Here is a 21,107-nt window from a genome sequence, read left to right on the forward strand (position 1 = left end):
CGGTTGAATCAACCCTTCATACGGCTGATTTTCGCGACTTCCGGAATACGCCTCAAACCGCGCATAACTTGTGCAAGATGATAGCGGTTGCGGACTTGCAACATGAAAGTCATGGTGGTATATGCGCCATCTCCCTCCATCGCCACATTGTCGATGTTGGAACCGGCCTCGGCGATCACAGCCGCCACCCTTGCCAACACGCCGCGCTGATTGGCGACCATCATTTTGATGCTGACTTCGAAATGGCGGGTAATCCCTTTACCCCACGCCACATCCAGCCAATTGTCCGAACTGCCGCGGCTTTTGGAGGCTACCGGACAATCGCGGATATGAATCACCAACCCTTGATCCTTCTTGATGAAGCCGACGATGGAATCTCCGGGAATCGGACGGCAGCATTTCGCAAATTGGACCGCCATGCCCTCGGTGCCGAGTATCGTGATGACGTCGCTAACTCCATTTGTACCCGAAGCCGACTCTCCCGGTAGTACCAGTCGCCTCGCTATGACTGCCGGCAAGTGCTTGCCTAATCCCATGTCCGCCAATAAATCTTTTTTGGACTTGGCGCCGCTCTCGCGTGCCAGTTTTTCCCACTGCAGCTCGCTTATCGTTTGCGGATCAACCTTGAGCGACATCAAGGCTTGATTCAGCAGGCGCTCCCCCAGTCTGGCCGACTCTTCGTATTGCATGGTCTTGAGAAAACGGCGAATATGCGTGCGCGCCTTTCCGGTAACCACGTAGTTAAGCCAGGCGGGGTTGGGTTTTGCGTGCGACGCGGTAACAATCTCGACGCGATCGCCGCTCCTGAGACTGGTGCGCAGTGGAGCGCTCTCGCCATTTATTTTCGCAGCCACACAGCAGTCGCCGATATCGGTATGCACCGCATAGGCGAAATCAACAGCTGTCGCACCTTTTGGGAGGGCCAATATTTTGCCTTGGGGCGTAAATACGTAGACTTCGCCAGGAAACAGGTCAACCTTGAGATGTTCCAGAAATTCCAGAGAATCAGTGGAATCGCTCAGCGTCTCCAGCAGGCTCTGCAGCCACTGGTGCGTTTTCATATGCAGATCATTAAGATCGGCATCGGTACTCTTATAGAGCCAGTGCGAGGCGACGCCAGCTTCTGCGATTCGATGCATGTCGGCGGTCCTGATTTGCACTTCTATGGGGGTACCATACGGCCCCCATAGTGTGTTATGCAAGGACTGGTAACCGTTTGCCTTCGGAATCGCGATATAGTCCTTGAATTTTCCGGGAATGGGGTTATACAGGCTGTGCAATGCTCCCAGCGCGATGTAACAAGAGGGCACATCCTTGACGATGACGCGAAAGCCGTAAATATCGAGTACCTCGGAAAATGTAAGATGTTTCTCCGCCATCTTCTTGTAGATACTGTAAAGCTGTTTTTCACGGCCGGTCACTTCCGCATCCAGCCCCGCTGCCTGCAAACGCTGCTTGATCGCATCAAGGATTTTAGTCACCACTTCGCGGCGATTTCCACGCGCCGCCTTGGTGGCATTAGTCAGAACCCTGTAGCGCGTAGGAAAAAGATAGCGGAAGCTGAGCTCCTGTAACTCCTGGTAGATATTGTTAAGGCCTAGGCGGTTGGCAATGGGGGCATAAATTTCCATGGTTTCACGGGCGATGCGGCGCCGCTTCTCCGGCCGCATCGCCTCCAGCGTACGCATGTTGTGCAACCGGTCCGCCAGTTTGATAAGTATGACACGAACATCTCGCGCCATTGCCAGGAGCATCTTGCGAAAATTCTCCGCTTGCGCGTCCGCATGGGTCTGAAACTCGATCTTGTCAAGTTTTGAAACGCCATCCACCAGTTCCGCCACTGGCTTGCCAAACCGATTACTGATCTCCGCCTTGGAGACATGGGTGTCTTCCATCACATCGTGTAACAGCGCGGCGGTCAGCGTTTGCGTATCGAGGCGTAACTTGCCAAGTATGCTGGCTACCGCCAACGGGTGAGAAATGTAAGGTTCGCCGGATTGCCGGAATTGCCCGGAATGCGCGCTTTGGCTGAAAAGGTAGACGTTCTGAAGCTCAGAAACATCCTCCGGCTTGAGGTAGCTGGATAGTTCGTTGAATAGGAAATCCGCCTCGGGCAAGGTAGCAGAGGAAGCCGGCAGACCTCGTGCTTGCATCGTAATTTCCTTTATTCTCTGTGATAAGCCCCTGCTGGATAGGCTCTCGGGATGGAAACGCTCATAACACCTATTAGATACCTTATGTCGGCAAATGAATCCAACCCAGGCTTTTTATTTTAGATGTGCCTTTTTGGTAAAATCAAAGGGGACCTACATTTAGAATTTCCATACCCACTTTTCCCTGGGCCACTTCGCGCAACGCGATGACAGTAGGCTTATCCCGCGCGGCCTCCACCATAGGGGCGCCACCGATCGAAAGCTGTCTTGCCCGAATGGTTGCGGCCAGTGTCATATCAAAACGGTTGGGAATTTTTTTCAAACAATCGTCAACAGTAATGCGTGCCATAATATTGTTCCCGGTAAAGTGTGTCAGAAGTTGCGGTACAAAATGCTCAAAAAGGATTTGCAATCCAGCAAAGAGTAACCGAAGGAACCGTCAAGGTAGGCGGATGTGTGGAGACCGTCCCAAACCGTTATAAAACAGGGATTCTGCCGAGTTGTGTGATCAGGTTATGGTGACGCCCACGTTGGCTCGTCATTCTCAAACGCTCAGCTTGTACGATACAGGCCAGTTCCTGCAGTGCCTTGTCCAGCTTCTCATTTATGATAACATAATCATATTCGCTCAAATGGCCGATCTCCTCACGGGCGGCGGCCAGACGCCGCGCAATCGCTTCCGCGCTATCCTGCGCCCGCTGCCTTAAGCGGGTTTCAAGCGTCTCCAATGATGGCGGCAAAACAAAAATTCCCACTGCTTTGGGAAAGTTTCTGCGTACCTGTTGCGCGCCCTGGCTGTCAATTTCCAGCAGGATGTCCCGCCCGGACATGATGGTTTCGTTTATCCATTTTTGCGACGTGCCGTACAGATTTCCGTAAACTTCCGCGCTTTCCAGAAATTCGTTCTGGTCCAATTTCTGTTCGAAAATTTCCCGGCTTATGAAATGGTAATCGCGCCCGTCCACTTCTTCGGGGCGCGGAGCCCGGGAGGTGTATGAAACAGACAGGCTCAGATCGATGCCAGTCTGAAGCAAGGCCTTAACCAGACTGGTTTTTCCTGCCCCTGACGGAGCGCTGACGATAAATAAGTTGCCGGGCATCATTTTTCAGTAGCGTTTTTCAAAGTGTAGCCTGGCCCTCTAATTCATTCTAGCGGGACTGAACCCAACGCACGATATCCTGTGCCGACATGGCGCCTGACTGTCGCGCCACCTCGCGCCCGCCCTTGAAAAGGGCCAGAGTAGGAATGCTGCGGATGCTGTATTGGGTACCTAGCGCTGGCTCAGCCTCGGTGTTCACCTTGGCCAGACGCGTGTGCGGCTCTAGCATGCCTGTCGCCTGGACGAACGCCGGCGCCATCATCTTGCAGGGCCCGCACCAGGGCGCCCAGAAATCCACTAATATCGGGACGTCATTGCGTTCGAGGTATCTGGCAAAAGTAGCGGCGGTTAGCTCGACCGGATGACCGGTAAACAACGGCTTGTGGCATTGTCCGCAATTAGGTTGCTGGTCGAGCCGCGCCGTTGGTACGCGATTGACAGCGTGACAGCGGGGGCAGACAAGATGCAAGGAATCGCTCATGAAAGTTTCCCTGTCTGATGAGAACAGGAAAAGATTCTACTCCATCTTTTAATCTTGCGAGTACTGCGCTTGGTTTGCTCTTGCGCGCCAGAGGAACGATACTCTCCTGGTATTGCAGCATGGGGCGCGAACCATCAATACAACCGCCGGGCTAGGAGGCCAGGCGACTGTCAGCGCTACGAGCCCTTTTCGGGTTACTCTATTATTGAAAATACTGCGGGCAACCGAGGTTTAGAGTAGCGATCTCACATTAATTCCGGGACTGCTCTCCTGAAGCTATTCGATATTCTGCACCTGCTCGCGCATCTGCTCGATCAGTACCTTGAGTTCCATGGATACTCTCGACACTTCCGCATCCACCGATTTGGAGCCTATCGTGTTGGCTTCCCGATTGAGTTCCTGCATCAAAAAATCCATGCGTTTGCCGATTGCCCCCCCGCTGGACAAAACCCGCTCCACTTCGTCCAGATGAGTCTGCAAGCGCGACAACTCCTCATCTACATCGATCTTGCTGGCGAATAAGGACAACTCCTGGCGGATGCGGTCATCGTCGTGATTTATCATGGCTTCCTGCAACCGGGACCTGACTTTTTCCTGGAAAGCCATCAGCAATGCGGGAATACGCGGCGAAATCTCCGCCGTCAGGCGGCGCATCCTGTCAAGACGCTCGAGGAGTACGGCTTTAAGCTTTTCGCCTTCGCGCGCCCGCGCCGCCGCAAATTCATCCAGGGCGGCATGCAGCAGTTCCATGCAGGGGTCGCGCAAATCCTGTGTCGGCAGCGAACCCGCGCCCAATATTCCAGGCCAGCGGAGAATGTCCGCCACTTCCAGACCGCGTGCTTCGGGTAGCGCCACTCTGATTGTACGGTCCAATTCCAGCAATTTCTGTAACAGGTTGGCATTGATCTGCTGCGGATCTTCCTCCCCTGCGTACCGGAAAAAGCTTAAACGGCAATCTATCTTTCCTCGGTTCAACCGGGCTGTCAGCAGTTCGCGCATCGCCGCCTCCAGCAAGCGAAGCTCGTCAGGCAGACGAAACTGGATGTCAAGGTAACGGTTATTGACGGAGCGTAGCTCCAGGTTGAGTGAACCGCTCGGCAATTCCTTTGTAACCACCGCATAACCGGTCATGCTGTAGATCATGCTAACTTAACCACCGACAAGTCCTTAATACGTTAAAATATGGGCCACTTCATCATCGCGGATTATGCCACAACGCATCAGGCACACAATCCTTGCTGACAGTCCTGGCAGATTTTGCTTGATGTGCCTTACGGCACAAGCTCTGCCTTCATTCGTTATCCTTAAGACTGATCAATAGCCATGCGCCCCAGCAATCGCACTCCAACTCAACTCCGCTCCGTTGAAATCACTCGCCATTACACCCGGTACGCTGAGGGCGCGGTGTTGATCGCGTGCGGCGACACCAAGGTATTGTGTACGGCCAGTGTTGATGAAAAAGTGCCGCCTTTTCTCAGAGGCAAGGGCCAAGGCTGGCTCACTGCCGAATATGGCATGCTGCCGCGTTCCACTCATGAACGGATGCAGCGCGAAGCAGCCAAGGGTAAGCAATCCGGCCGCACCATGGAAATCCAGCGCCTGATTGGGCGCGCATTACGTTCCGTAGTGGATCTGACAAAGCTTGGCGAGCGCACCATCCAGATTGACTGCGATGTTATCCAGGCCGATGGCGGCACGCGTACCGCGAGCATCACGGGCGCATTTGTGGCTCTACATGATGCTGTAGATAAGCTGCTGTACCGGCAATTGATTCCCGCCACGCCGATATCCACTCATGTCGCCGCAGTCTCAGTCGGGGTATACGAGGGCGTTCCAGTGCTTGACCTGGATTATGTGGAAGATTCCTGCTGCGACACCGACATGAACGTCGTAATGACCGGCGATTCCGGCTTGGTGGAAGTGCAGGGCACCGCCGAAGGCGTCTCGTTTAGCCGGCAGGAGTTGAATGCCATGCTGGACCTGGCGCAGCGGGGAATACAGGAGTTGATCGGAATTCAGAAAACGGCGCTGTCAAAAAAATGAGCGTCAAAAAAATGCAGAAACTCGTTATTGCCAGCAGCAACTCCGGTAAATTGCGGGAAATTCGTCACTTGCTTGAACCGTTGGGGATTGAGGTATTGCCGCAGTCCGCCTTCAATGTTCCGGAGGCGGAAGAGCCTTATTGCACCTTCGTCGAAAACGCTCTTGCCAAGGCGCGCCACGCCAGCAAATTGTGTGGATGGCCGGCGCTGGCGGATGATTCCGGGATATGCGTGGATGCCTTGAACGGTGGACCGGGAATTTATTCGGCACGCTATGCGGGAGAGCCCAGATCGGATGAGCGAAATAATCAGAAGCTGGTCGAGGTGTTAAGGGACCAGCCCGACCGAAAGGCCCACTATTACTGCATCATTACCCTGGTGCGCCATGCCGATGACCCGCAGCCCATCATCGCCGACGGCGCGTGGCACGGCGAGATCATTCTGGAGCCACGCGGTAAAGGCGGCTTCGGTTACGATCCTTATTTTTTTCTGCCGGGGCTGGGTAAAACCGCAGCCGAGCTTCCGATGGAGCAAAAAAATCGAATCAGCCACCGCGGCAAGGCACTGGCCCGACTCGTAGAGAGCATCAAGGAAGAGACATTTTGACGGGATTGCCAGACAACTGGAAAGGTAAAACAGATTTCAATTACAGTTGAGCCGACGCCTTCTGTTTGCTGCATCTCAAATTGATCATGACAACGATCATTTCCCCCGCATCCATACTGGGTTCCCAGTCTCCCAGACTGAAATCACTCCCTCCGCTGGGTCTTTATATCCATATCCCGTGGTGCATGAAGAAGTGCCCCTATTGCGATTTCAATTCTCACGAGGTGCGCGGCGGGGAAGGCAACGTACCGGAGGCCGAATACGTGGCGGCATTGATCCGCGATCTTGAAGCGGCGTTACCGCAGGTCTGGGGACGCAGAGTAACCAGTGTATTTTTTGGTGGCGGCACACCCAGCCTGTTTAGCGCCCGATCCATCGATGCAATTCTTGCTGCAGTGAGAGCTTTGCTGCCGCTGGAGCACTTTGCCGAAATTACGTTGGAAGCCAATCCCGGAACCTTCGAGGTGAAAAAGTTCGCCGATTTCCGCGCCGCCGGGATCAATCGCCTGTCCATAGGTATTCAAAGCTTCAATCCCGGGCATCTTCAATCGCTGGGACGAATACACGACGACCGCGAAACGCATCGCGCAATTGAAATCGCCCAGAAGAATTTCGACAATGTGAATCTCGATCTGATGTATGCACTCCCGGATCAGACACTGGAGCAGGCCCGTAATGATATCGAGACGGCGGCCGCATACGGTGTCTCTCATATTTCCGCTTATCATCTGACATTGGAGCCTAATACGCTGTTTCACCGCTACCCGCCACCGTTGCCCGATGACGATCTATCGGCGGAAATGCAGATAATGATCGAGGAAACGCTTGCACAAGGCGGCTACATCAATTACGAAACCTCGGCATTTGCCCTACACGGAAGGGAGTCGCGCCATAATATGAATTATTGGACGTTCGGCGACTATCTTGGTATTGGAGCGGGCGCGCATAGCAAAATAAGCTTTGCCGACAAAATTGTGCGGCAGATCCGCTATAAGCAACCCCGGGAATACCTTGCCAAGACGGCGCCAGACGTTGCAGCTTCCGGCGCGCCTATGATGGAACAGCACGAAGTAGGACGAAACGACCGGAGCTTCGAATTCATGATGAACGCACTGCGCCTGACAAGAGGCTTTACGACGGAAATGTTCACGGAGCGTACCGGCTTGCCAATCACCGGTATCCGGCGGCAACTTGACGAGGCGGAGCGACGCCAACTGATCGTGCACGACTATCGACACATCGCGCCTACACTTACTGGCAAACGCTTTTTGAATGATTTGTTGCAGATTTTCCTGCCGGAGAAAAGCGATATGTAGGTGGTTTTACGCTTTTCTATTTTCTTTTCTATTTTTTTTGAAATACCACATCCCATACGCCGTGTCCCAATCGCAAACCCCGCTGCTCGAATTTGGTTTCAGGCCGGTACTCGGGACGTGGGGCATAATCAGCAGCGGTATTCCTTAACTGCGGTTCGTTGCTCAACACTTCCAGTATTTCGCCGGCATAGTCTTCCCAGTCAGTTGCGGCGTGGATGTAGCCGCCGCGCTTCAAGTGCCGGCAAAGGAGCGAGATGAATTCCCGTTGTATCAGTCGCCGCTTGTGATGACGCGCCTTGGGCCAGGGATCAGGGAAAAAAATATGTACGCCATCGAGACAATCGGACGGCAGCATCTGCTGCAATACCTCTACGGCGTCATGCTGGATAATACGCACATTCGTCAATCCAAATTCGTCGATTTGCTTCAGCAGGCTGCCTACACCGGGCGTGTGAACATCGATAGCCAGGTAGTCATTTTGGGGGTGGTTCCTGGCGATAACGGCCGTCGTTTCGCCCATACCAAAACCGATTTCCAGAATTTTTGGCACGCTCCTGCCAAAAACAGCTTCAAGATCAAGCAGGTTTTCCGTAAATGGAATGCCGTATTTCGGCATCAGGGTTTCATGGGCGCGGCGCTGAGCATTTGAAACGCGTCCCTGGCGAAGAACAAAGCTGCGGATGGGGCGATGCTCTATCATCAAGGAGGAATATATCCGGGAGGGACTTGAAAACCGGAGCTATCAGGCTTTTTTGTCGCTGCTGGCGATGGTTCCGCTGACGGGTGAACTGGGGCTCGCGCTGTAAAGCTTCTTTGCCATGCGTCCCGCCAGATAAGCTTCACGGCCCGCTTCCACCGCTTTTTTCATGGCGGAAGCCATGAGTACAGGATTTTGCGCAGCGGCAATGGCGGTGTTCATCAGGACACCGTCGCAGCCTAATTCCATGGCGATAGCCGCGTCCGAAGCGGTGCCCACGCCAGCATCCACCAATACCGGAACCGAGGCATTGTCGATGATAATCTGTAAATTCCAGGGATTGAGAATTCCCATACCGGAACCAATTAGTGAAGCCAGAGGCATTATCGCGATACAGCCGATTTCTTCCAACTGTCTGGCGATGATCGGATCATCCGACGTATAAACCATTACCTGAAAGCCATCCTTTATCAGAATTTCCGCGGCTTTGATGGTTTCCACCATGTTAGGGTAGAGTGTCTTCGGGTCACCCAGAACCTCCAGCTTTACCAGGCTATGGCCGTCCAGCAATTCACGCGCAAGGCGCAGGGTGCGCACTGCATCATCCACCGTGTAACATCCCGCTGTATTAGGTAACAACGTATATTGCGACGGCGGCAGGACGTCCAGCAGGTTCGGTTCATCGGGATTCTGTCCGAGGTTGGTGCGGCGTATCGCCACAGTGATGATTTCCGCGCCGCTTGCATCAACCGCCGCGCGAGTTTCGGCGAAATCCTTGTATTTGCCGGTACCGACCAGAAGCCGCGAAGAATATGCCTTGCCGGCGATGACGAGATTATCCATAAAATCCTGTAATTTCATTTACTGTAAAAGAGTGTCTCCTTACAGTCTTTGCGAAACGCTAGCCCCCTCCCACCGCCACTACGATTTCAAGCCGATCCCCGTTGGTCAGGACCTGCTGGTCGTACTTGCTACGCGGAACAATTTCGCCATTGCGCTCGATGGCAATACGCTTGCCTTGCAAGGCCATGTGTTCCAGCAATTGCGTGATATTGAGAGTCGCGTTATTTTGACCGCTCTTTAGCGGTGGCGTTTGATTGGATATGGGAAAACGCTGAGGCTGTCCATTAATGATGAGTTGTATCATTTCAAAAATCGGCTGAATTCAAGTCCTTTGATTAACAATATAATTTAATTCTAGCATATGGATCGGACGGTGAAAGGAGTCTCATGGCGGATAACAACGGCGAACCTCACGCTGCTATTACGTCAGCAAGGCCAGCTCCCCCTTATCGCACAGCGCGATAAAGCTATTTCCATCGTATAATCCATGCTGATGGCGGGTGTAGCTCAATGGCAGAGCAGAAGCTTCCCAAGCTTACGACGAGGGTTCGATTCCCTTCACCCGCTCCACGCCCTGCCTGTGAGTTCAGTATCTCAAATGCCTGCTTATCGTGCTTGCTTTCAATAACTCCGCTGACCAGCCTTCTATCTTTATCACGTCAGTTCCGATATCCACCAACCCCCGATCATCCATCTAGTGAAGAAAGAAACAGCGTGCGCTCAAGCTTGATTGCGATATCCAGCCCCATCTTCCCTTGCTCCGGCGCAACCTTGCGTCAGCTCTTTTTTAAGAGAATAAAAGTACAAGAACGTACCGAGATGGAAAATCATCATTCCACAATATGCCAACTTTTGCCGCCAAGCTGATCCGCTGGCAGAAACTGCATGGACGCAGCGGTCTTCCCTGGCAGAATACGCGCGATCCATATGCTATCTGGATTTCCGAAATCATGCTGCAACAAACGCAGGTGGTTGTTGTAATTCCCTATTACTTGCGGTTTCTGCAACGCTTTCCCAATATCGAAAGCCTGGCCTTGAGTTCCCTCGATGATGTGCTGGCACTATGGAGCGGCCTGGGTTACTACTCGCGCGGAAGGAATCTGCATCAGGCCGCCCGGCTGATCGCCAGAGAGCAAGGCGGCATATTTCCGCGAGACGTTCAAGCCATTGAACAACTTCCCGGCGTTGGACGTTCCACCGCTGCCGCCATTGCGGCGTTTGCATACGGAGAGCGTCGCGCGATACTCGACGGCAACGTCAAGCGCGTTTTTGCGCGATGCTTCGGCGTAGACGGCTACCTCGGGGAGAGGAAGAACGAAACGTTACTGTGGCAGAAAGCTGAAGAGCTGCTTCCAGCAAATGAATGCGGCGAAATTGAGGTTTATACTCAGGCGTTGATGGACCTGGGTGCGACTGTTTGTACTCGCGCCAAACCAAAGTGTATGGCGTGCCCGCTGCAACAGGACTGCACCGCATTGCGAGATAACCGGGTGGACAAGCTCCCCGTTCGCAAGCCGGGCAGAGCGCTGCCGGAAAAAGAAACGGTTCTGTTAATGCTGATGCAGCAAGGAAAAATTCTGCTGGAAAAACGCCCGGCCCCCGGAATTTGGGGTGGATTGTGGTGTCTTCCCGAAATGCCGGTAAGCAAAAACGCCGTCACCTATTGCGCCCGGCACTACCAAATGAAAGTAAGGCCGCTGGCGCACGTACCCTCGTTGAATCATGCCTTCACCCACTTCAGGCTGCGGATTCATCCGCGGCTGCTGCGAGTTGTTTCCTCCCCCGCCGCTATCAAGATGCACGGACAAGATGGGGCGATATGGGTAGCGCTGGATGATGCGCGAAAAGCGGCTATTCCCGCCCCGGTCAGGAAGCTGCTCACACAGCACGAATACCCGCAATCAGGTGATCTACCCTTCGAAAGGCAGCTGTGATTTTACGCAATTCGTATTCTATAAGTATCCTATAGCTAATGCATAACTGGCGGGAATGGAGAAAACATCAGCGCGCGGCATTGACCATGCGCAGGGAGTTAATCAGCGAAGATGAGCACCGCTGCTGGAGCATGGCAATTACGCGTTCGCTCGAACAGGGTTTCCCCGTATTACAAAAAAGCCTAGTGGGATTTTACTGGCCCCATCGTGGCGAATATAATCCCCGTCCCGCGATGGATTATATCGGGGAGCGCGGCGCGACGCTTGCGCTACCGGAAATAGAGAATAAACATGAGGCGCTGCGCTTTCGCAAATGGTGGCGGGAGGCGCCGATGAAGATCGGCGTCTATGATATTCCGGTGCCTGACAACACCGATCCGGTAAGGGTTGAGGCGGTGATAATACCTATGATCGGCTTCGATCAACTGGGATTCCGGCTGGGATATGGCGGCGGCTATTTTGATCGTACTCTGGCTGCAATCGAGCCAAAGCCCCTGGCTATCGGGGTGGCGTTTGAAATTCTACGTCTGGATAGCGTCCATCCCCAGCCGCACGATATTCCTATGGATTTTATTGTTACAGAGGCGGGGATTTATCGGGTAGCGTTAACCGGGCTGGAGCTTATTGCCATCGAGGAATGCGCGAGGGAGAATGCTCTGAAATAGCGCGTACTTTCCGCGAATTGGCAAAACCAAACTAACTTTCGGCGCCCCAACGCGGCATGAGAGAGTGAGCCACCCCAAGATGATCGAGTATGCGCGCCACGACAAAATCCACCACATCCTGCACATTCACCGGATGATGATAAAAGCCGGGGTTGGCGGGCAGGATTACCGCGCCGCCGCGTGCGAGCTTCAGCATATTTTCGAGGTGAATTGCGGAAAACGGCGTTTCGCGCGGAACCAGAATGAGCTTCCGGCTTTCCTTCAACATGACATCCGCCGCCCGCTCGATCAATTTCTGACTAAGTCCCGCAGCAATGGCGGCAAGCGTTCCCATGGTGCAGGGACAAACCACCATCGCGTCCGCCGGATTGGAACCTGAGGCAACCGGTGCGAACCATTCTTCTCTTCCGAACACTCGCAACTGCCCTTCAGCGGCGTTAAAACGGCGGCTGAACAATTCCTCCGCCTCCTTGGCGCGCGATGGCAGCGTCAGTTGCAATTCCTGGTGCGCGACAATCTGCGCGGCTTGCGAATACAGCAAATAAACGCGATTGCCCCCGGCCAGCAACAATTCCAGCAGACGTATGCCGTATGGCATGCCGGATGCGCCGGTAAAAGCTAATGTAATGGTTTTTGACGTATTCAGTTTTTGTTGGGGACTCATCTATTAGCGCTCGACTGCTTGTTCTCAGTATAGCTCCAATCCGCCCTGGAAATGATAAATAGGTGGCCCTTCCCGCCCAATTCTCATTCCATACCTATTGGATTCATAACGTTGCGAGACTTGCTCGCGCTGTCCGCAATCTTACGGAACCGGCATAGGCACATCAAGTGAATCGATGCTTTAATCCAACTCCCTGTGACGCACCAGAACCTGTGTTTTTCCTGTGAAATACCGCGCCAGCCGTTCCACGAAATATACCGAGCGATGGCGTCCACCGGTGCAACCGATAGCCACAGTCAGATAATTGCGGCTGTCCCGAATGAAACACGGCAGCCAGTCATCCACAAATTCCCTGATGTCATCGAACATTCGATTAACATCGATGTTCGCATCGAGATATTCGATTACTGCATCATCCTTACCCGTGAATGGCCGCAAGAGCGGCTCATAGTGCGGGTTGGGAAGGCAACGCACATCGAATAACATGTCGGAGTCCAGCGGAATGCTGTGCTTAAAGGCAAACGACTGGAACAGGAGCGTCAGGCGCGCAGGATTGAGGCTGATAAAATCCCTGATCCATGTCCGCAATGCGCTGGCGCTCAAGTCGCTAGTGTCGATGCGGTTTGCAAGGTCATGTATCTCACCCAGCATTTCTCGCTCGGACTGTATGCATTCCGGCAAAGTCGAGCGATCATCGCTGAGGGGATGGCGACGGCGAGTCTCCGAGAAACGCTTCACAAGCGCATCGGTTTTGGCTTCAAGGAACAGCAGGTGCACGTCCATTTCCTGCCGCCGCAAATCAGCCAGCTGCTGGGGCAACAGGTGCAAGGTTTCACGGCTTCGCGCATCAATACTGACCGCCGCGCGTTGATGTCCGGATTCTTTTAAATAAAGCGCCACTTCCCGCAGCAGGTTCGCCGGAAGATTGTCCACGCAATAGTAGCCGCTATCCTCCAGAACTGTAAGTGCGATACTCTTGCCCGAACCGGCGAGACCGCTAATGACAATTACCTGCATTGTATTAATGAACGGATGAGAGGCACATTTGAAGACGCCGATCCTCAGCCTGACGCAGTTTATAATCCTTTTTCAAACTTTAACCCGTTTTCCCGTTTTCCATTTCCTGCTGATGCCGCGCCAGAAACTCTTTAGCGCTGTCGATGCCCCGTAGTTGCAGGACACAGTTACGCACCGCGGCTTCCACCAGCACGGCCAGGTTGCGCCCAGCGGCAACTGGAATAATAACCTTTCGAATATTCACGTCCAGAATGTTTTCAGTAACATCATTGATCGGCAATCGCTCCAAGGCATTAAAGTCGACGCTGCTGGGTTTTTGCAGATGCACAATGAGCTTCATGTTTTTTTTTCGACGTACCGCAGTCTCGCCAAAGATGGTGCGAATATTCAGCATTCCCAAACCACGCACCTCAAGAAAATCGCGTAGCATCGGAGGACAGCGTCCCTCCAGGGTTTCGGGCGCAATGCGGTAAAGTTCCACAACATCATCCGCGACCAGCCCGTGACCGCGGCTCACCAGCTCCAGCGCTAATTCGCTTTTACCGACCCCGCTGTCGCCGGTAATCATTACCCCCATTCCCAGAACATCCAGCAGAACACCGTGCCGGCTACTCGAAGGAGCCAGGGCGCGCCCCAAATAGGGGCGCAGCAACCAAATCACCTCCAGGCTAGGATGCGGCGAACAGAACAAGGGGGTTTGGGTGGAGTCCGCAAATGCCCTTATTGAAGCTGGCACGGGGGCGCCCCCCGCGACAATAATGCACCACAGGCTGCTTTGTCCAAGCCGTTCCATATTCCGGCGCAAGGTCGGGGGATCGAGCTGATTGAGGTGATCAGCTTCGGAATCGCTCAGCACTTGTATCCAGTTGGGATGGATAAAGTTAAGATGACCGATGATCCCCTGTGTCGAGCGCGCAATGGCGTCTTCGTCGAGTTGCCTGCCGCCACTCTCCCTGCCTGCCTCCCAGGTCAGACCCAGCTTTTGCCGCTTGTCTTCATACAATCGTGCGATGTTAATCCGGGACATTTGGCGCCCAATTATGCATTAGCCGATGCATCTCAATCCGATTCCTGCTTTTCAGCAGACTTTCACGAAAATTCTTATCACTGAATATTTGTGCCAGTTCGCTCAGAATTTGCAGATGCAGATCGGTTGCCTGCTCTGGCACCAGCAAAACGCATATCAGGGAGACTGGCTTGCCATCCGGTGCGTCAAAGGGGATTGGATTCTTCATGCGGACGAGCGCGGCGGCCGCTACGCGCAGCCCCTTGATTCTGCCGTGCGGAATTGCGACGCCCTGACCGAGACCGGTAGAACCCAACTTTTCGCGAATTAACAGACTGTCAAATACGTCACTTCGGGCGATATGCAAATTATTTTCGAATAACTGCCCGATCTGTTCAAATACGGATCTCTTGCTGTCGGCGTCCAGGTCGGTAATGACATGCGATAGCGGCAATAGCTGTGCAATAAGATTCATGAGGGTGCAGGAAGCGCGTTTATTCCGCCATAGCCGGCTTGGACTGCCGGATTCAGCGAGGAACGCTTTCTCGTGCTTATACAAAAAAGTGACAGGGCCAACCACCTTGGGATTGCAACTTCCTGAATCGATTCCGCTACTCCGGTTGTTCCATTTCATGGTTCTTCAATGCGTCAGTATTGCGGCGGTCAGCATTCTTTTCCTTGTGCCTGAGTATCTGCCGATCGAGCTTATCCGCCAGGCTGTCTATGGAAGCATACATGTTGTCACTGTCGGCCTCGACAAAAATATCTTTGCCTCTCAGGTGCACGTTGGCCTCAGCCTTCTGCCTGAGTTTTTCCACGGACAGGATCACATCGACATCGATAACCTGATCGAAATGGCGGGTAATCCTATTTATCTTTGACGCGACATAATCACGCAGGGCGGGAGTGATTTCGACGTGGTGACCGGTGAGATTGAGATTCATCATGCCTCCTAAGCCTGATTAAAACGATTTACGAAGATTGACGGGAGGAATTTGAACGGACTCCCGATATTTTGCAACGGTACGGCGAGCAACCATAATGCCCTGCTGTCCCAGGATTTCCGAAATCCGTCCATCACTCAAGGGTTTTTTTGCATTTTCAGCATTGACTATTTGCTTGATCAGAGCGCGAATTGCGGTAGCGGAACAGGCGCCGCCAGTATCGGTCGCCACGTGACTGCTAAAAAAATACTTTAATTCGAATATGCCGCGCGGCGTACGCATAAATTTTTGTGTGGTCACACGCGAAATTGTGGATTCATGTAAATCGAGAACATCCGCGATTTCCCGCAATATAAGCGGACGCATGGCTACTGCGCCATGCTCAAAGAACTGTCGCTGGCGTTCGACGACGGCAGAGGAGACCTTCAGAATGGTGCCAAAACGCTGATGTACGTTTTTGATGAGCCATTTGGCTTCATGCAATTGACTGACAAGCCTGCGCGCAGAATCATCGTGAGAACATTTCAGGATATCGGCATAGAGGCGGTTGATCTTGAGGCGCGGCATTGCCTCCGGATTAAGGTTGGCTATCCAGGACCCATTGACCTTGGTAACAATCACGTCAGGGATAATGTAGCGCGCTACGGTGGAACTGAAAGCAGTGCCTGGCCTTGGGTTCAAACTGGTAATCATGCGCCGGATGGAACGGAGGCACTCGTCGTCACACGGCAATAGCTTTTTTATTGTGCAAAAATCCCGTGATGCCAGACTATCAAGATGATTGTTAACCAGGAGCAACGCTTGCTCCCGGTAGGGCGTATCTTCCGGCAGGGCATGCAATTGCATGATCAGGCATTCCTGCAAGTTACGCGCGCCCACCCCCGGGGGATCCAGATGTTGCAAATACCCGAGCGCAATGTGCAGGTCGTTGATACCAATTCCCAGCTCGGGAGGCAACAAGCTGACAAGTTCTTCCAGATCCTGAGCGAGATAGCCATCATCATTCAGGCTATCGATGAGTAAACCGACAATTTTCCTGTCCCGCTCGGGCATCTGACTGAGGCTGACTTGCGAATTGAGATACTCCCGTAAGCTGGGAGGTTCGGCCGCCTGCTGCGGAAAATCACGGTCGTCGTCGTCATCCCGCGAATTGCGAAAAGCTGCGTCGCCTTCAAACCAGTCTGATTCATCGCCAAGATTTTTCGTGCCGGAATCAAGCTCGCTGGCAGACATCTCCGCCGGAATTTCACCCGGCGTGCCCAGCAAGTCGGCGGATAACAGCTCTGCCGGACTATCGAGTAGAGTAGTCCGATATTCAGAGGCGTCGCTGCTTACGCTATCCTCTAGCTCCAGCAGGGGGTTTTCCTGGACTATGCGCTCTATTTCCTGGTTCAGCTCAACCGTGGAAAGCTGCAACAATCGTATCGACTGTTGCAGCTGCGGGGTAAGCGTCAAGTGCTGCGACAGCTTAAACTGAAGAGTAGGCTTCATAATTTGGAAAAACAACAAACGCAGATTCATACAGGCCGAATCTTTAATTTCACAGCCGGAAATGTTCTCCCAGATAGACTTTTCTCACATTTTTATTATAGATGATTTCATCAGGCTTACCGCTCGCCAGCACTGTACCGTCGCTGATAATGTAGGCGCGGTCACAAATACCCAGCGTTTCCCTAACGTTATGGTCCGTGATGAGGACGCCAATGTCGCGTTCTTTAAGAAACCGGATAATCTTCTGGATATCCAGCACGGCAATGGGATCGACCCCCGCAAATGGTTCGTCCAGCAGAATGAAACGCGGCTGCGTCGCAAGCGCCCTGGCAATTTCCACTCGGCGGCGCTCACCGCCGGATAAACTGATGCCTGGGCTGGCACGAATGTGGCTGATATGCAGATCATGCAGTAGATTGTCAAGACGCTGCTGCATTTCATCCGCAGTGTAATTCTTCAATTCCAGCACGGCACGGATATTGTCAGCCACCGAAAGGCGCCTGAAAATTGAAGCCTCCTGGGGAAGATAGCTCAAGCCCAAGCGCGCGCGTTGATGAATCGGCATCTGGCTCAAGTCGCGCTCGTCCAGATATATGCTGCCACCATCCAGCGGCACCAATCCTACCATCATATAGAAGCACGTGGTCTTACCCGCACCGTTGGGACCTAGCAGGCCCACTACTTCCCCGCTGTTGACAGAAAGCGACACCTCCTGCACCACGGTACGAGATTTATAGCGCTTTCTTAACTTACCGGCTTTGAACTCACTCATACTTCTTCAGAATTCGGAATCCGCGGGACTGTGTTGCAACTCTACTGATCTTCATCCTTGGGCTTCTGCTCCTTTTTCTTCGGCTGAATCACCGCCCGCACCCTCCCATCTGAATTGGTTTGTGTGCTCGCCCCATTGTTGTTGCTGGTTACCTGGAAAAACTCATTGATTGCATCGTAGGCAATGTAATCTCCGTGTACTTCATCCTCCCCTCGCTTCAATCTTGCTTTCTTGAAGAGCTGCACTTTCTCAGCTTTGCCATCATATTCCATGCGTTCGCTCCAACCCTCAACATATTCATCCATGCCGTCACGCTTCTGACGGAAGCTGGCGAGATTACCGAAAGCAGTAGCGTGCTGGAAGCCGCCGGCATCTTCTTTCACCGTCATTTTGTCAGCGCGGATGACCAATGTACCTTGTGTGAGCACGACGTTGCCGATGAATGTGGCAAGCTTGTTGGCATCCTGCACCGTAGCACGGTCGGCCTCCAGATGGACCGGCTTGTCGCGGTCGGCCCGTTCAGCCAGGACAGGTCCCGTAAACAGCATGGCGATAAAAAAACCGGCAAAAAATGATTTCATGCCTACCTCGCGGATACGCTAGCACCTGATAAAAACCTGGTGTAACGTCCCGAAAAAATATCTAAATTGGCGCGAATAACCAGTCGCCTCCTGATAGCCTGTCTAACCTCACTCCAGACATTTTAACCCCCCATTCCTGGATTAATTTAATCTGGCAGCAATCTAACACCGTAACGCCTGCCGGATTTGAAGCTCAAAGCAAAAAAGCACGATCAAAATGGATCGGGCAGATTTTTTAGCTCGTCCCTTTAAGTTTGGCAAGCTGCTAGCGCCCTTTGTCATGGACAACTCTCACCTGCGACAACAACCGGGTGACCTGGGTACGATTGCTTATTTCCATACCAACCGCCTTGATAACGGCATTCGCTTCGGTAATCACTACAGGCTTGTCCGTTTTAGCAATGTCATCGTCAGGAATGAGATGCAAAAAGCTGGTACTCATCGTTGTCTCTCCCCGGCCTTTACCTGCCTTCCGCAGCACCGTAACATTACCCGTCAGATAAATATCTTCACCGTTGGCGGACATCTTCGCATGATCCGCGTCAACCTGCAGGGCGGGTTTGCCGGGCTCGGTGTTGATAAAACGGGGTTGTTCCAGATCAGTGGTATCGTCATCAGGATAATGCAGCATTCTTTTTGCGAAAAGCACGTGACGCGTCACGCCGTCGTGGTCCATGCGAGTTGCCGAAAAGTTTTCCATCATATAGTCGGGAGCGCGGTGCACGTCCTCATTTTGTGCGGTAGAGGGAGCACGCACCGACTGATTCAGCCAGAATGTCAACGCCGCCAGCAGCGCAAGCAGAACCAGAGGAAGCCCGGAGAACAGATTATTGATCATCCTGACTCCGGCGGTTGGACAAGGCGGCGGATGCAGTTTTTGCAGTGAAGGACGAGGCGCAGAAACGCGGAATGGGGCAATCGCGCGGGGGGAACCATGCGTTCCCGACCCGGCGGTGGCTCACCGCGGGATAGGGCCGCCTACCTGCACGGGAGCCCAACCGCGGCATTTCCAAGGCGTTGCGAACAAGAGCGGTCAACTGCCTGGTCGGGATCATTTCAGATATGCCGCCAGCAGGTCATCCAACGTGTCCTGCGCTCTCATCAATATTTCGCAGACCTCGCGCGCCGCGCCGCGTCCGCCTTCAAGCTGGGTAACATAATGCGCGTGTTTTTTGACCAGCGCAGGTGCGGCGGGCACGCAAATAGCAAGACCACAACGTAACATCACCGGCAAATCTATCAAATCGTCGCCTACGTAAGCGCAGGCGGAAGCATCCAGCTCCAGTTTCTTCAGCAATGTTTCGAATACAGGCAGCTTGATCTTTGCGCCTTGATAAACGAGGGTAATGCCTAAATCTTTCGCTTTCAAATCCACGCAACGCGATTCTCTGCCGGTAATAATAGCGACTTTGACTCCGCTCGCCCTGAGCATTTTTATGCCGTGACCGTCGTGGCTGTTAAATGCCTTGATCTCCTCGCCGCCGTCGGTGAGGTAGAGGCTCCCATCGGTCAACACTCCGTCCACGTCGAAGATAACCAGACGAATTTTTCTCGCCTTTTCCAGTATATGTTGCATCGATATTCCAACAGCTAAACGCCGGAGATGGATTGAATGGCGAAAGTGACCCGGTAAGGATAGAGATTGGGGATTTTGAAGGCCAATAACTGCTCTATTGCCCTTTATGACCGGCCATGGCCCCTCGCAGCCGGTTTCCTTTGGTCCGAGAGGGGTGCATAGGTAGAAAAATTACTCGGTGGTTGACTTACCTTACGCCGTACTATTTTTAGGCAGCGGAAACACCACCGACTCGACCACGCCGCTCAATTCCTCCACTACCACTTCTCTTCCCGCTTGTCCTGCTCCTATCTGCCTGAGCCGTGAGATGACTTCCTGCACCAGCACTTCCGGCGCGGAGGCTCCGGCGGTAATACCGATCCGCTCTTTTCCCTCCAGCCACTTCTCCTGCAATTGTTCGGCGCGATCTATCATATACGCATCCACGCCGGCGTTTCTTGCGACCTCACACAGGCGATTGGAGTTGGAACTATTGGGGGAACCCACGACAATTACCAGATCACACTGCTTTACCATCATCTTGACCGCATCCTGGCGATTTTGCGTGGCATAGCAGATATCGTCTTTTTTCGGCCCGGTGATTTTCGGAAAGCGTTTTTTCAAAGCCTTGATTACCCGTGTTGCATCATCCACCGACAACGTCGTCTGGGTTACGTAAGCGAGATGAGTCGGATCCTTGACCTGTAAATTGTCGACATCCTCTTCTGTTTCCACCAGGTACATGCAAGGACCATCCCCTTCAGCCTGCCCCATGGTGCCTTCCACCTCCGGGTGACCTTCGTGGCCGATCATGATGATCTCCCTGCCCTGCTCGCGCATCTTTGCTACTTCAATATGTACCTTGGTCACCAACGGACACGTGGCGTCGAATACCTTAAACTGTTGCGCCTCGGCTTCTCGTCGCACCTCGTGGGAAACACCGTGAGCGCTAAAGATCAGAATGCTGCCAACGGGCACTTCATCGAGATTCTCGACAAATACGGCACCCTTTTTCTCCAGATTTTCCACCACAAAGCGGTTATGCACCACCTCGTGACGCACGTAAATCGGTGCGCCGTGCATCGTCAGCGCCCGCTCGACAATTTCGATGGCGCGATCCACGCCAGCGCAGAAACCTCTGGGGTTTGCAAGCAATACTTTGATCATTGGTTGTTCTCCATAAAAACTTTCTTCATCCGGGTGCAAGTACTGTGTGTTTTCCAACGCGCGCGCTCCTTTA

24 protein-coding genes and 1 tRNA gene are annotated in these 21,107 nt (G+C 53.2%); 6 read left to right on the forward strand and 19 right to left on the reverse strand.

Features of this window, described 5'->3' with window-relative positions:
* Positions 1-8: 8 nt before the first annotated feature.
* From BLP45_RS09825 to BLP45_RS09845, 5 genes are all read right to left on the reverse strand, one after another.
* Positions 9-2,153 (reverse strand): RelA/SpoT family protein, encoded by a 2,145-nt coding sequence (locus BLP45_RS09825; protein ID WP_090372152.1) that lies wholly within the window; start codon positions 2,151-2,153, stop codon positions 9-11.
* A gap of 142 nt (positions 2,154-2,295) precedes the next feature.
* Positions 2,296-2,502, reverse strand: a complete 207-nt coding sequence (gene rpoZ / locus BLP45_RS09830) for a DNA-directed RNA polymerase subunit omega (RefSeq protein WP_090372154.1) — start codon at positions 2,500-2,502, stop codon at positions 2,296-2,298.
* Between the two features lie 127 nt (positions 2,503-2,629).
* Entirely contained in the window at positions 2,630-3,256 is a 627-nt protein-coding gene (gene gmk, locus BLP45_RS09835) for a guanylate kinase (RefSeq protein ID WP_090372156.1), read from the reverse strand.
* Between the two features lie 46 nt (positions 3,257-3,302).
* On the reverse strand, positions 3,303-3,734 hold the full coding sequence (trxC, locus tag BLP45_RS09840) for a thioredoxin TrxC (protein ID WP_090372157.1): 432 nt from the start codon (positions 3,732-3,734) through the stop codon (positions 3,303-3,305).
* Positions 3,735-4,010: 276 nt separating this feature from the next.
* Positions 4,011-4,877 carry a YicC/YloC family endoribonuclease gene (locus BLP45_RS09845; protein WP_090372159.1) on the reverse strand — a complete coding sequence of 289 codons (867 nt, stop codon included), beginning with the start codon at positions 4,875-4,877 and terminating at the stop codon, positions 4,011-4,013.
* Between the two features lie 180 nt (positions 4,878-5,057).
* Between BLP45_RS09845 and rph the strand changes: the two genes are divergently transcribed.
* The 3 genes from rph to hemW all read left to right on the forward strand — a co-directional run bounded on the left by rph (position 5,058) and on the right by hemW (position 7,698).
* Positions 5,058-5,777 (forward strand): ribonuclease PH, encoded by a 720-nt coding sequence (rph, locus tag BLP45_RS09850; protein ID WP_090372161.1) that lies wholly within the window; start codon positions 5,058-5,060, stop codon positions 5,775-5,777.
* 11 nt (positions 5,778-5,788) lie between these two features.
* Entirely contained in the window at positions 5,789-6,382 is a 594-nt protein-coding gene (gene rdgB / locus BLP45_RS09855; RefSeq protein ID WP_090372278.1) for an RdgB/HAM1 family non-canonical purine NTP pyrophosphatase, read from the forward strand.
* 86 nt (positions 6,383-6,468) lie between these two features.
* Entirely contained in the window at positions 6,469-7,698 is a 1,230-nt protein-coding gene (gene hemW, locus BLP45_RS09860; RefSeq protein WP_090372280.1) for a radical SAM family heme chaperone HemW, read from the forward strand.
* A gap of 28 nt (positions 7,699-7,726) precedes the next feature.
* Here hemW and trmB read toward each other — a convergent pair whose 3' ends face one another.
* Genes trmB through thiS form a run of 3 tightly spaced genes read right to left on the reverse strand, consistent with a single transcriptional unit; the run spans position 7,727 to position 9,542 of the window.
* Positions 7,727-8,398: a tRNA (guanosine(46)-N7)-methyltransferase TrmB gene (gene trmB / locus BLP45_RS09865; RefSeq protein WP_090372163.1), complete on the reverse strand. Its 672-nt coding sequence runs from the start codon at positions 8,396-8,398 to the stop codon at positions 7,727-7,729.
* 42 nt (positions 8,399-8,440) lie between these two features.
* Complete coding sequence (locus BLP45_RS09870; RefSeq protein WP_090372282.1) at positions 8,441-9,238, reverse strand: thiazole synthase; 798 nt, start codon at positions 9,236-9,238, stop codon at positions 8,441-8,443.
* 58 nt (positions 9,239-9,296) lie between these two features.
* Entirely contained in the window at positions 9,297-9,542 is a 246-nt protein-coding gene (thiS, locus tag BLP45_RS09875; RefSeq protein ID WP_090372165.1) for a sulfur carrier protein ThiS, read from the reverse strand.
* 192 nt (positions 9,543-9,734) lie between these two features.
* Between thiS and BLP45_RS09880 the strand changes: the two genes are divergently transcribed.
* The 3 genes from BLP45_RS09880 to BLP45_RS09890 all read left to right on the forward strand — a co-directional run bounded on the left by BLP45_RS09880 (position 9,735) and on the right by BLP45_RS09890 (position 11,837).
* Positions 9,735-9,808: transfer RNA gene (locus BLP45_RS09880), tRNA-Gly, on the forward strand.
* A 272-nt stretch (positions 9,809-10,080) separates the two neighbouring features.
* The gene (gene mutY / locus BLP45_RS09885; protein ID WP_090372167.1) at positions 10,081-11,172 is read left to right on the forward strand and encodes an A/G-specific adenine glycosylase; all 1,092 of its coding nucleotides are present in this window, start codon (positions 10,081-10,083) and stop codon (positions 11,170-11,172) included.
* Positions 11,173-11,210: 38 nt separating this feature from the next.
* Positions 11,211-11,837: a 5-formyltetrahydrofolate cyclo-ligase gene (locus tag BLP45_RS09890; protein WP_090372169.1), complete on the forward strand. Its 627-nt coding sequence runs from the start codon at positions 11,211-11,213 to the stop codon at positions 11,835-11,837.
* Positions 11,838-11,868: 31 nt separating this feature from the next.
* Here the strand turns inward: BLP45_RS09890 and BLP45_RS09895 are convergent, their stop codons facing one another.
* From BLP45_RS09895 to ispH, 11 genes are all read right to left on the reverse strand, one after another.
* Entirely contained in the window at positions 11,869-12,501 is a 633-nt protein-coding gene (locus tag BLP45_RS09895) for a flavin prenyltransferase UbiX (protein ID WP_305367075.1), read from the reverse strand.
* A gap of 180 nt (positions 12,502-12,681) precedes the next feature.
* Positions 12,682-13,518: an RNase adapter RapZ gene (rapZ, locus tag BLP45_RS09900; protein ID WP_090372171.1), complete on the reverse strand. Its 837-nt coding sequence runs from the start codon at positions 13,516-13,518 to the stop codon at positions 12,682-12,684.
* Positions 13,519-13,597: 79 nt separating this feature from the next.
* Positions 13,598-14,545, reverse strand: a complete 948-nt coding sequence (gene hprK, locus BLP45_RS09905) for an HPr(Ser) kinase/phosphatase (protein ID WP_090372172.1) — start codon at positions 14,543-14,545, stop codon at positions 13,598-13,600.
* Complete coding sequence (locus BLP45_RS09910; protein WP_090372285.1) at positions 14,532-14,999, reverse strand: PTS sugar transporter subunit IIA; 468 nt, start codon at positions 14,997-14,999, stop codon at positions 14,532-14,534. Before BLP45_RS09910 ends, hprK begins: the two co-directional genes overlap by 14 nt.
* A gap of 136 nt (positions 15,000-15,135) precedes the next feature.
* Positions 15,136-15,468: a ribosome hibernation-promoting factor, HPF/YfiA family gene (gene hpf / locus BLP45_RS09915; RefSeq protein ID WP_090372174.1), complete on the reverse strand. Its 333-nt coding sequence runs from the start codon at positions 15,466-15,468 to the stop codon at positions 15,136-15,138.
* Between the two features lie 18 nt (positions 15,469-15,486).
* Positions 15,487-16,959 carry an RNA polymerase factor sigma-54 gene (locus tag BLP45_RS09920; RefSeq protein ID WP_090372287.1) on the reverse strand — a complete coding sequence of 491 codons (1,473 nt, stop codon included), beginning with the start codon at positions 16,957-16,959 and terminating at the stop codon, positions 15,487-15,489.
* 49 nt (positions 16,960-17,008) lie between these two features.
* On the reverse strand, positions 17,009-17,731 hold the full coding sequence (gene lptB / locus BLP45_RS09925) for an LPS export ABC transporter ATP-binding protein (RefSeq protein ID WP_090372176.1): 723 nt from the start codon (positions 17,729-17,731) through the stop codon (positions 17,009-17,011).
* Positions 17,732-17,772: 41 nt separating this feature from the next.
* A complete protein-coding gene (gene lptA, locus BLP45_RS09930) occupies positions 17,773-18,312 on the reverse strand; it encodes a lipopolysaccharide transport periplasmic protein LptA (RefSeq protein ID WP_090372178.1) in 540 nt (179 codons plus the stop codon).
* 265 nt (positions 18,313-18,577) lie between these two features.
* Positions 18,578-19,150: an LPS export ABC transporter periplasmic protein LptC gene (gene lptC, locus BLP45_RS09935; protein ID WP_090372179.1), complete on the reverse strand. Its 573-nt coding sequence runs from the start codon at positions 19,148-19,150 to the stop codon at positions 18,578-18,580.
* A gap of 213 nt (positions 19,151-19,363) precedes the next feature.
* Positions 19,364-19,888, reverse strand: a complete 525-nt coding sequence (gene kdsC, locus BLP45_RS09940; protein ID WP_090372181.1) for a 3-deoxy-manno-octulosonate-8-phosphatase KdsC — start codon at positions 19,886-19,888, stop codon at positions 19,364-19,366.
* A gap of 192 nt (positions 19,889-20,080) precedes the next feature.
* The gene (gene ispH, locus BLP45_RS09945) at positions 20,081-21,034 is read right to left on the reverse strand and encodes a 4-hydroxy-3-methylbut-2-enyl diphosphate reductase (RefSeq protein WP_090372289.1); all 954 of its coding nucleotides are present in this window, start codon (positions 21,032-21,034) and stop codon (positions 20,081-20,083) included.
* Positions 21,035-21,107: the final 73 nt, after the last annotated feature.

It is taken from the genome of Nitrosospira sp. Nl5 (assembly GCF_900102495.1).
Classification (GTDB): Bacteria; Pseudomonadota; Gammaproteobacteria; order Burkholderiales; family Nitrosomonadaceae; genus Nitrosospira.

What these genes read in the sequence shown, in the direction of transcription:
- BLP45_RS09825 (WP_090372152.1), bottom strand. Translation starts at nt 2,153, where the DNA reads ATGCAAGCACGAGGTCTGCCGGCTTCCTCTGCTACCTTGCCCGAGGCG.
- rpoZ (WP_090372154.1), bottom strand. Translation starts at nt 2,502, where the DNA reads ATGGCACGCATTACTGTTGACGATTGTTTGAAAAAAATTCCCAACCGT.
- gmk (WP_090372156.1), bottom strand. Translation starts at nt 3,256, where the DNA reads ATGATGCCCGGCAACTTATTTATCGTCAGCGCTCCGTCAGGGGCAGGA.
- trxC (WP_090372157.1), bottom strand. Translation starts at nt 3,734, where the DNA reads ATGAGCGATTCCTTGCATCTTGTCTGCCCCCGCTGTCACGCTGTCAAT.
- BLP45_RS09845 (WP_090372159.1), bottom strand. Translation starts at nt 4,877, where the DNA reads ATGATCTACAGCATGACCGGTTATGCGGTGGTTACAAAGGAATTGCCG.
- rph (WP_090372161.1), top strand. Translation starts at nt 5,058, where the DNA reads ATGCGCCCCAGCAATCGCACTCCAACTCAACTCCGCTCCGTTGAAATC.
- rdgB (WP_090372278.1), top strand. Translation starts at nt 5,789, where the DNA reads ATGCAGAAACTCGTTATTGCCAGCAGCAACTCCGGTAAATTGCGGGAA.
- hemW (WP_090372280.1), top strand. Translation starts at nt 6,469, where the DNA reads ATGACAACGATCATTTCCCCCGCATCCATACTGGGTTCCCAGTCTCCC.
- trmB (WP_090372163.1), bottom strand. Translation starts at nt 8,398, where the DNA reads ATGATAGAGCATCGCCCCATCCGCAGCTTTGTTCTTCGCCAGGGACGC.
- BLP45_RS09870 (WP_090372282.1), bottom strand. Translation starts at nt 9,238, where the DNA reads ATGGATAATCTCGTCATCGCCGGCAAGGCATATTCTTCGCGGCTTCTG.
- thiS (WP_090372165.1), bottom strand. Translation starts at nt 9,542, where the DNA reads ATGATACAACTCATCATTAATGGACAGCCTCAGCGTTTTCCCATATCC.
- mutY (WP_090372167.1), top strand. Translation starts at nt 10,081, where the DNA reads ATGCCAACTTTTGCCGCCAAGCTGATCCGCTGGCAGAAACTGCATGGA.
- BLP45_RS09890 (WP_090372169.1), top strand. Translation starts at nt 11,211, where the DNA reads ATGCATAACTGGCGGGAATGGAGAAAACATCAGCGCGCGGCATTGACC.
- BLP45_RS09895 (WP_305367075.1), bottom strand. Translation starts at nt 12,501, where the DNA reads ATGAGTCCCCAACAAAAACTGAATACGTCAAAAACCATTACATTAGCT.
- rapZ (WP_090372171.1), bottom strand. Translation starts at nt 13,518, where the DNA reads ATGCAGGTAATTGTCATTAGCGGTCTCGCCGGTTCGGGCAAGAGTATC.
- hprK (WP_090372172.1), bottom strand. Translation starts at nt 14,545, where the DNA reads ATGTCCCGGATTAACATCGCACGATTGTATGAAGACAAGCGGCAAAAG.
- BLP45_RS09910 (WP_090372285.1), bottom strand. Translation starts at nt 14,999, where the DNA reads ATGAATCTTATTGCACAGCTATTGCCGCTATCGCATGTCATTACCGAC.
- hpf (WP_090372174.1), bottom strand. Translation starts at nt 15,468, where the DNA reads ATGAATCTCAATCTCACCGGTCACCACGTCGAAATCACTCCCGCCCTG.
- BLP45_RS09920 (WP_090372287.1), bottom strand. Translation starts at nt 16,959, where the DNA reads ATGAAGCCTACTCTTCAGTTTAAGCTGTCGCAGCACTTGACGCTTACC.
- lptB (WP_090372176.1), bottom strand. Translation starts at nt 17,731, where the DNA reads ATGAGTGAGTTCAAAGCCGGTAAGTTAAGAAAGCGCTATAAATCTCGT.
- lptA (WP_090372178.1), bottom strand. Translation starts at nt 18,312, where the DNA reads ATGAAATCATTTTTTGCCGGTTTTTTTATCGCCATGCTGTTTACGGGA.
- lptC (WP_090372179.1), bottom strand. Translation starts at nt 19,150, where the DNA reads ATGATCAATAATCTGTTCTCCGGGCTTCCTCTGGTTCTGCTTGCGCTG.
- kdsC (WP_090372181.1), bottom strand. Translation starts at nt 19,888, where the DNA reads ATGCAACATATACTGGAAAAGGCGAGAAAAATTCGTCTGGTTATCTTC.
- ispH (WP_090372289.1), bottom strand. Translation starts at nt 21,034, where the DNA reads ATGATCAAAGTATTGCTTGCAAACCCCAGAGGTTTCTGCGCTGGCGTG.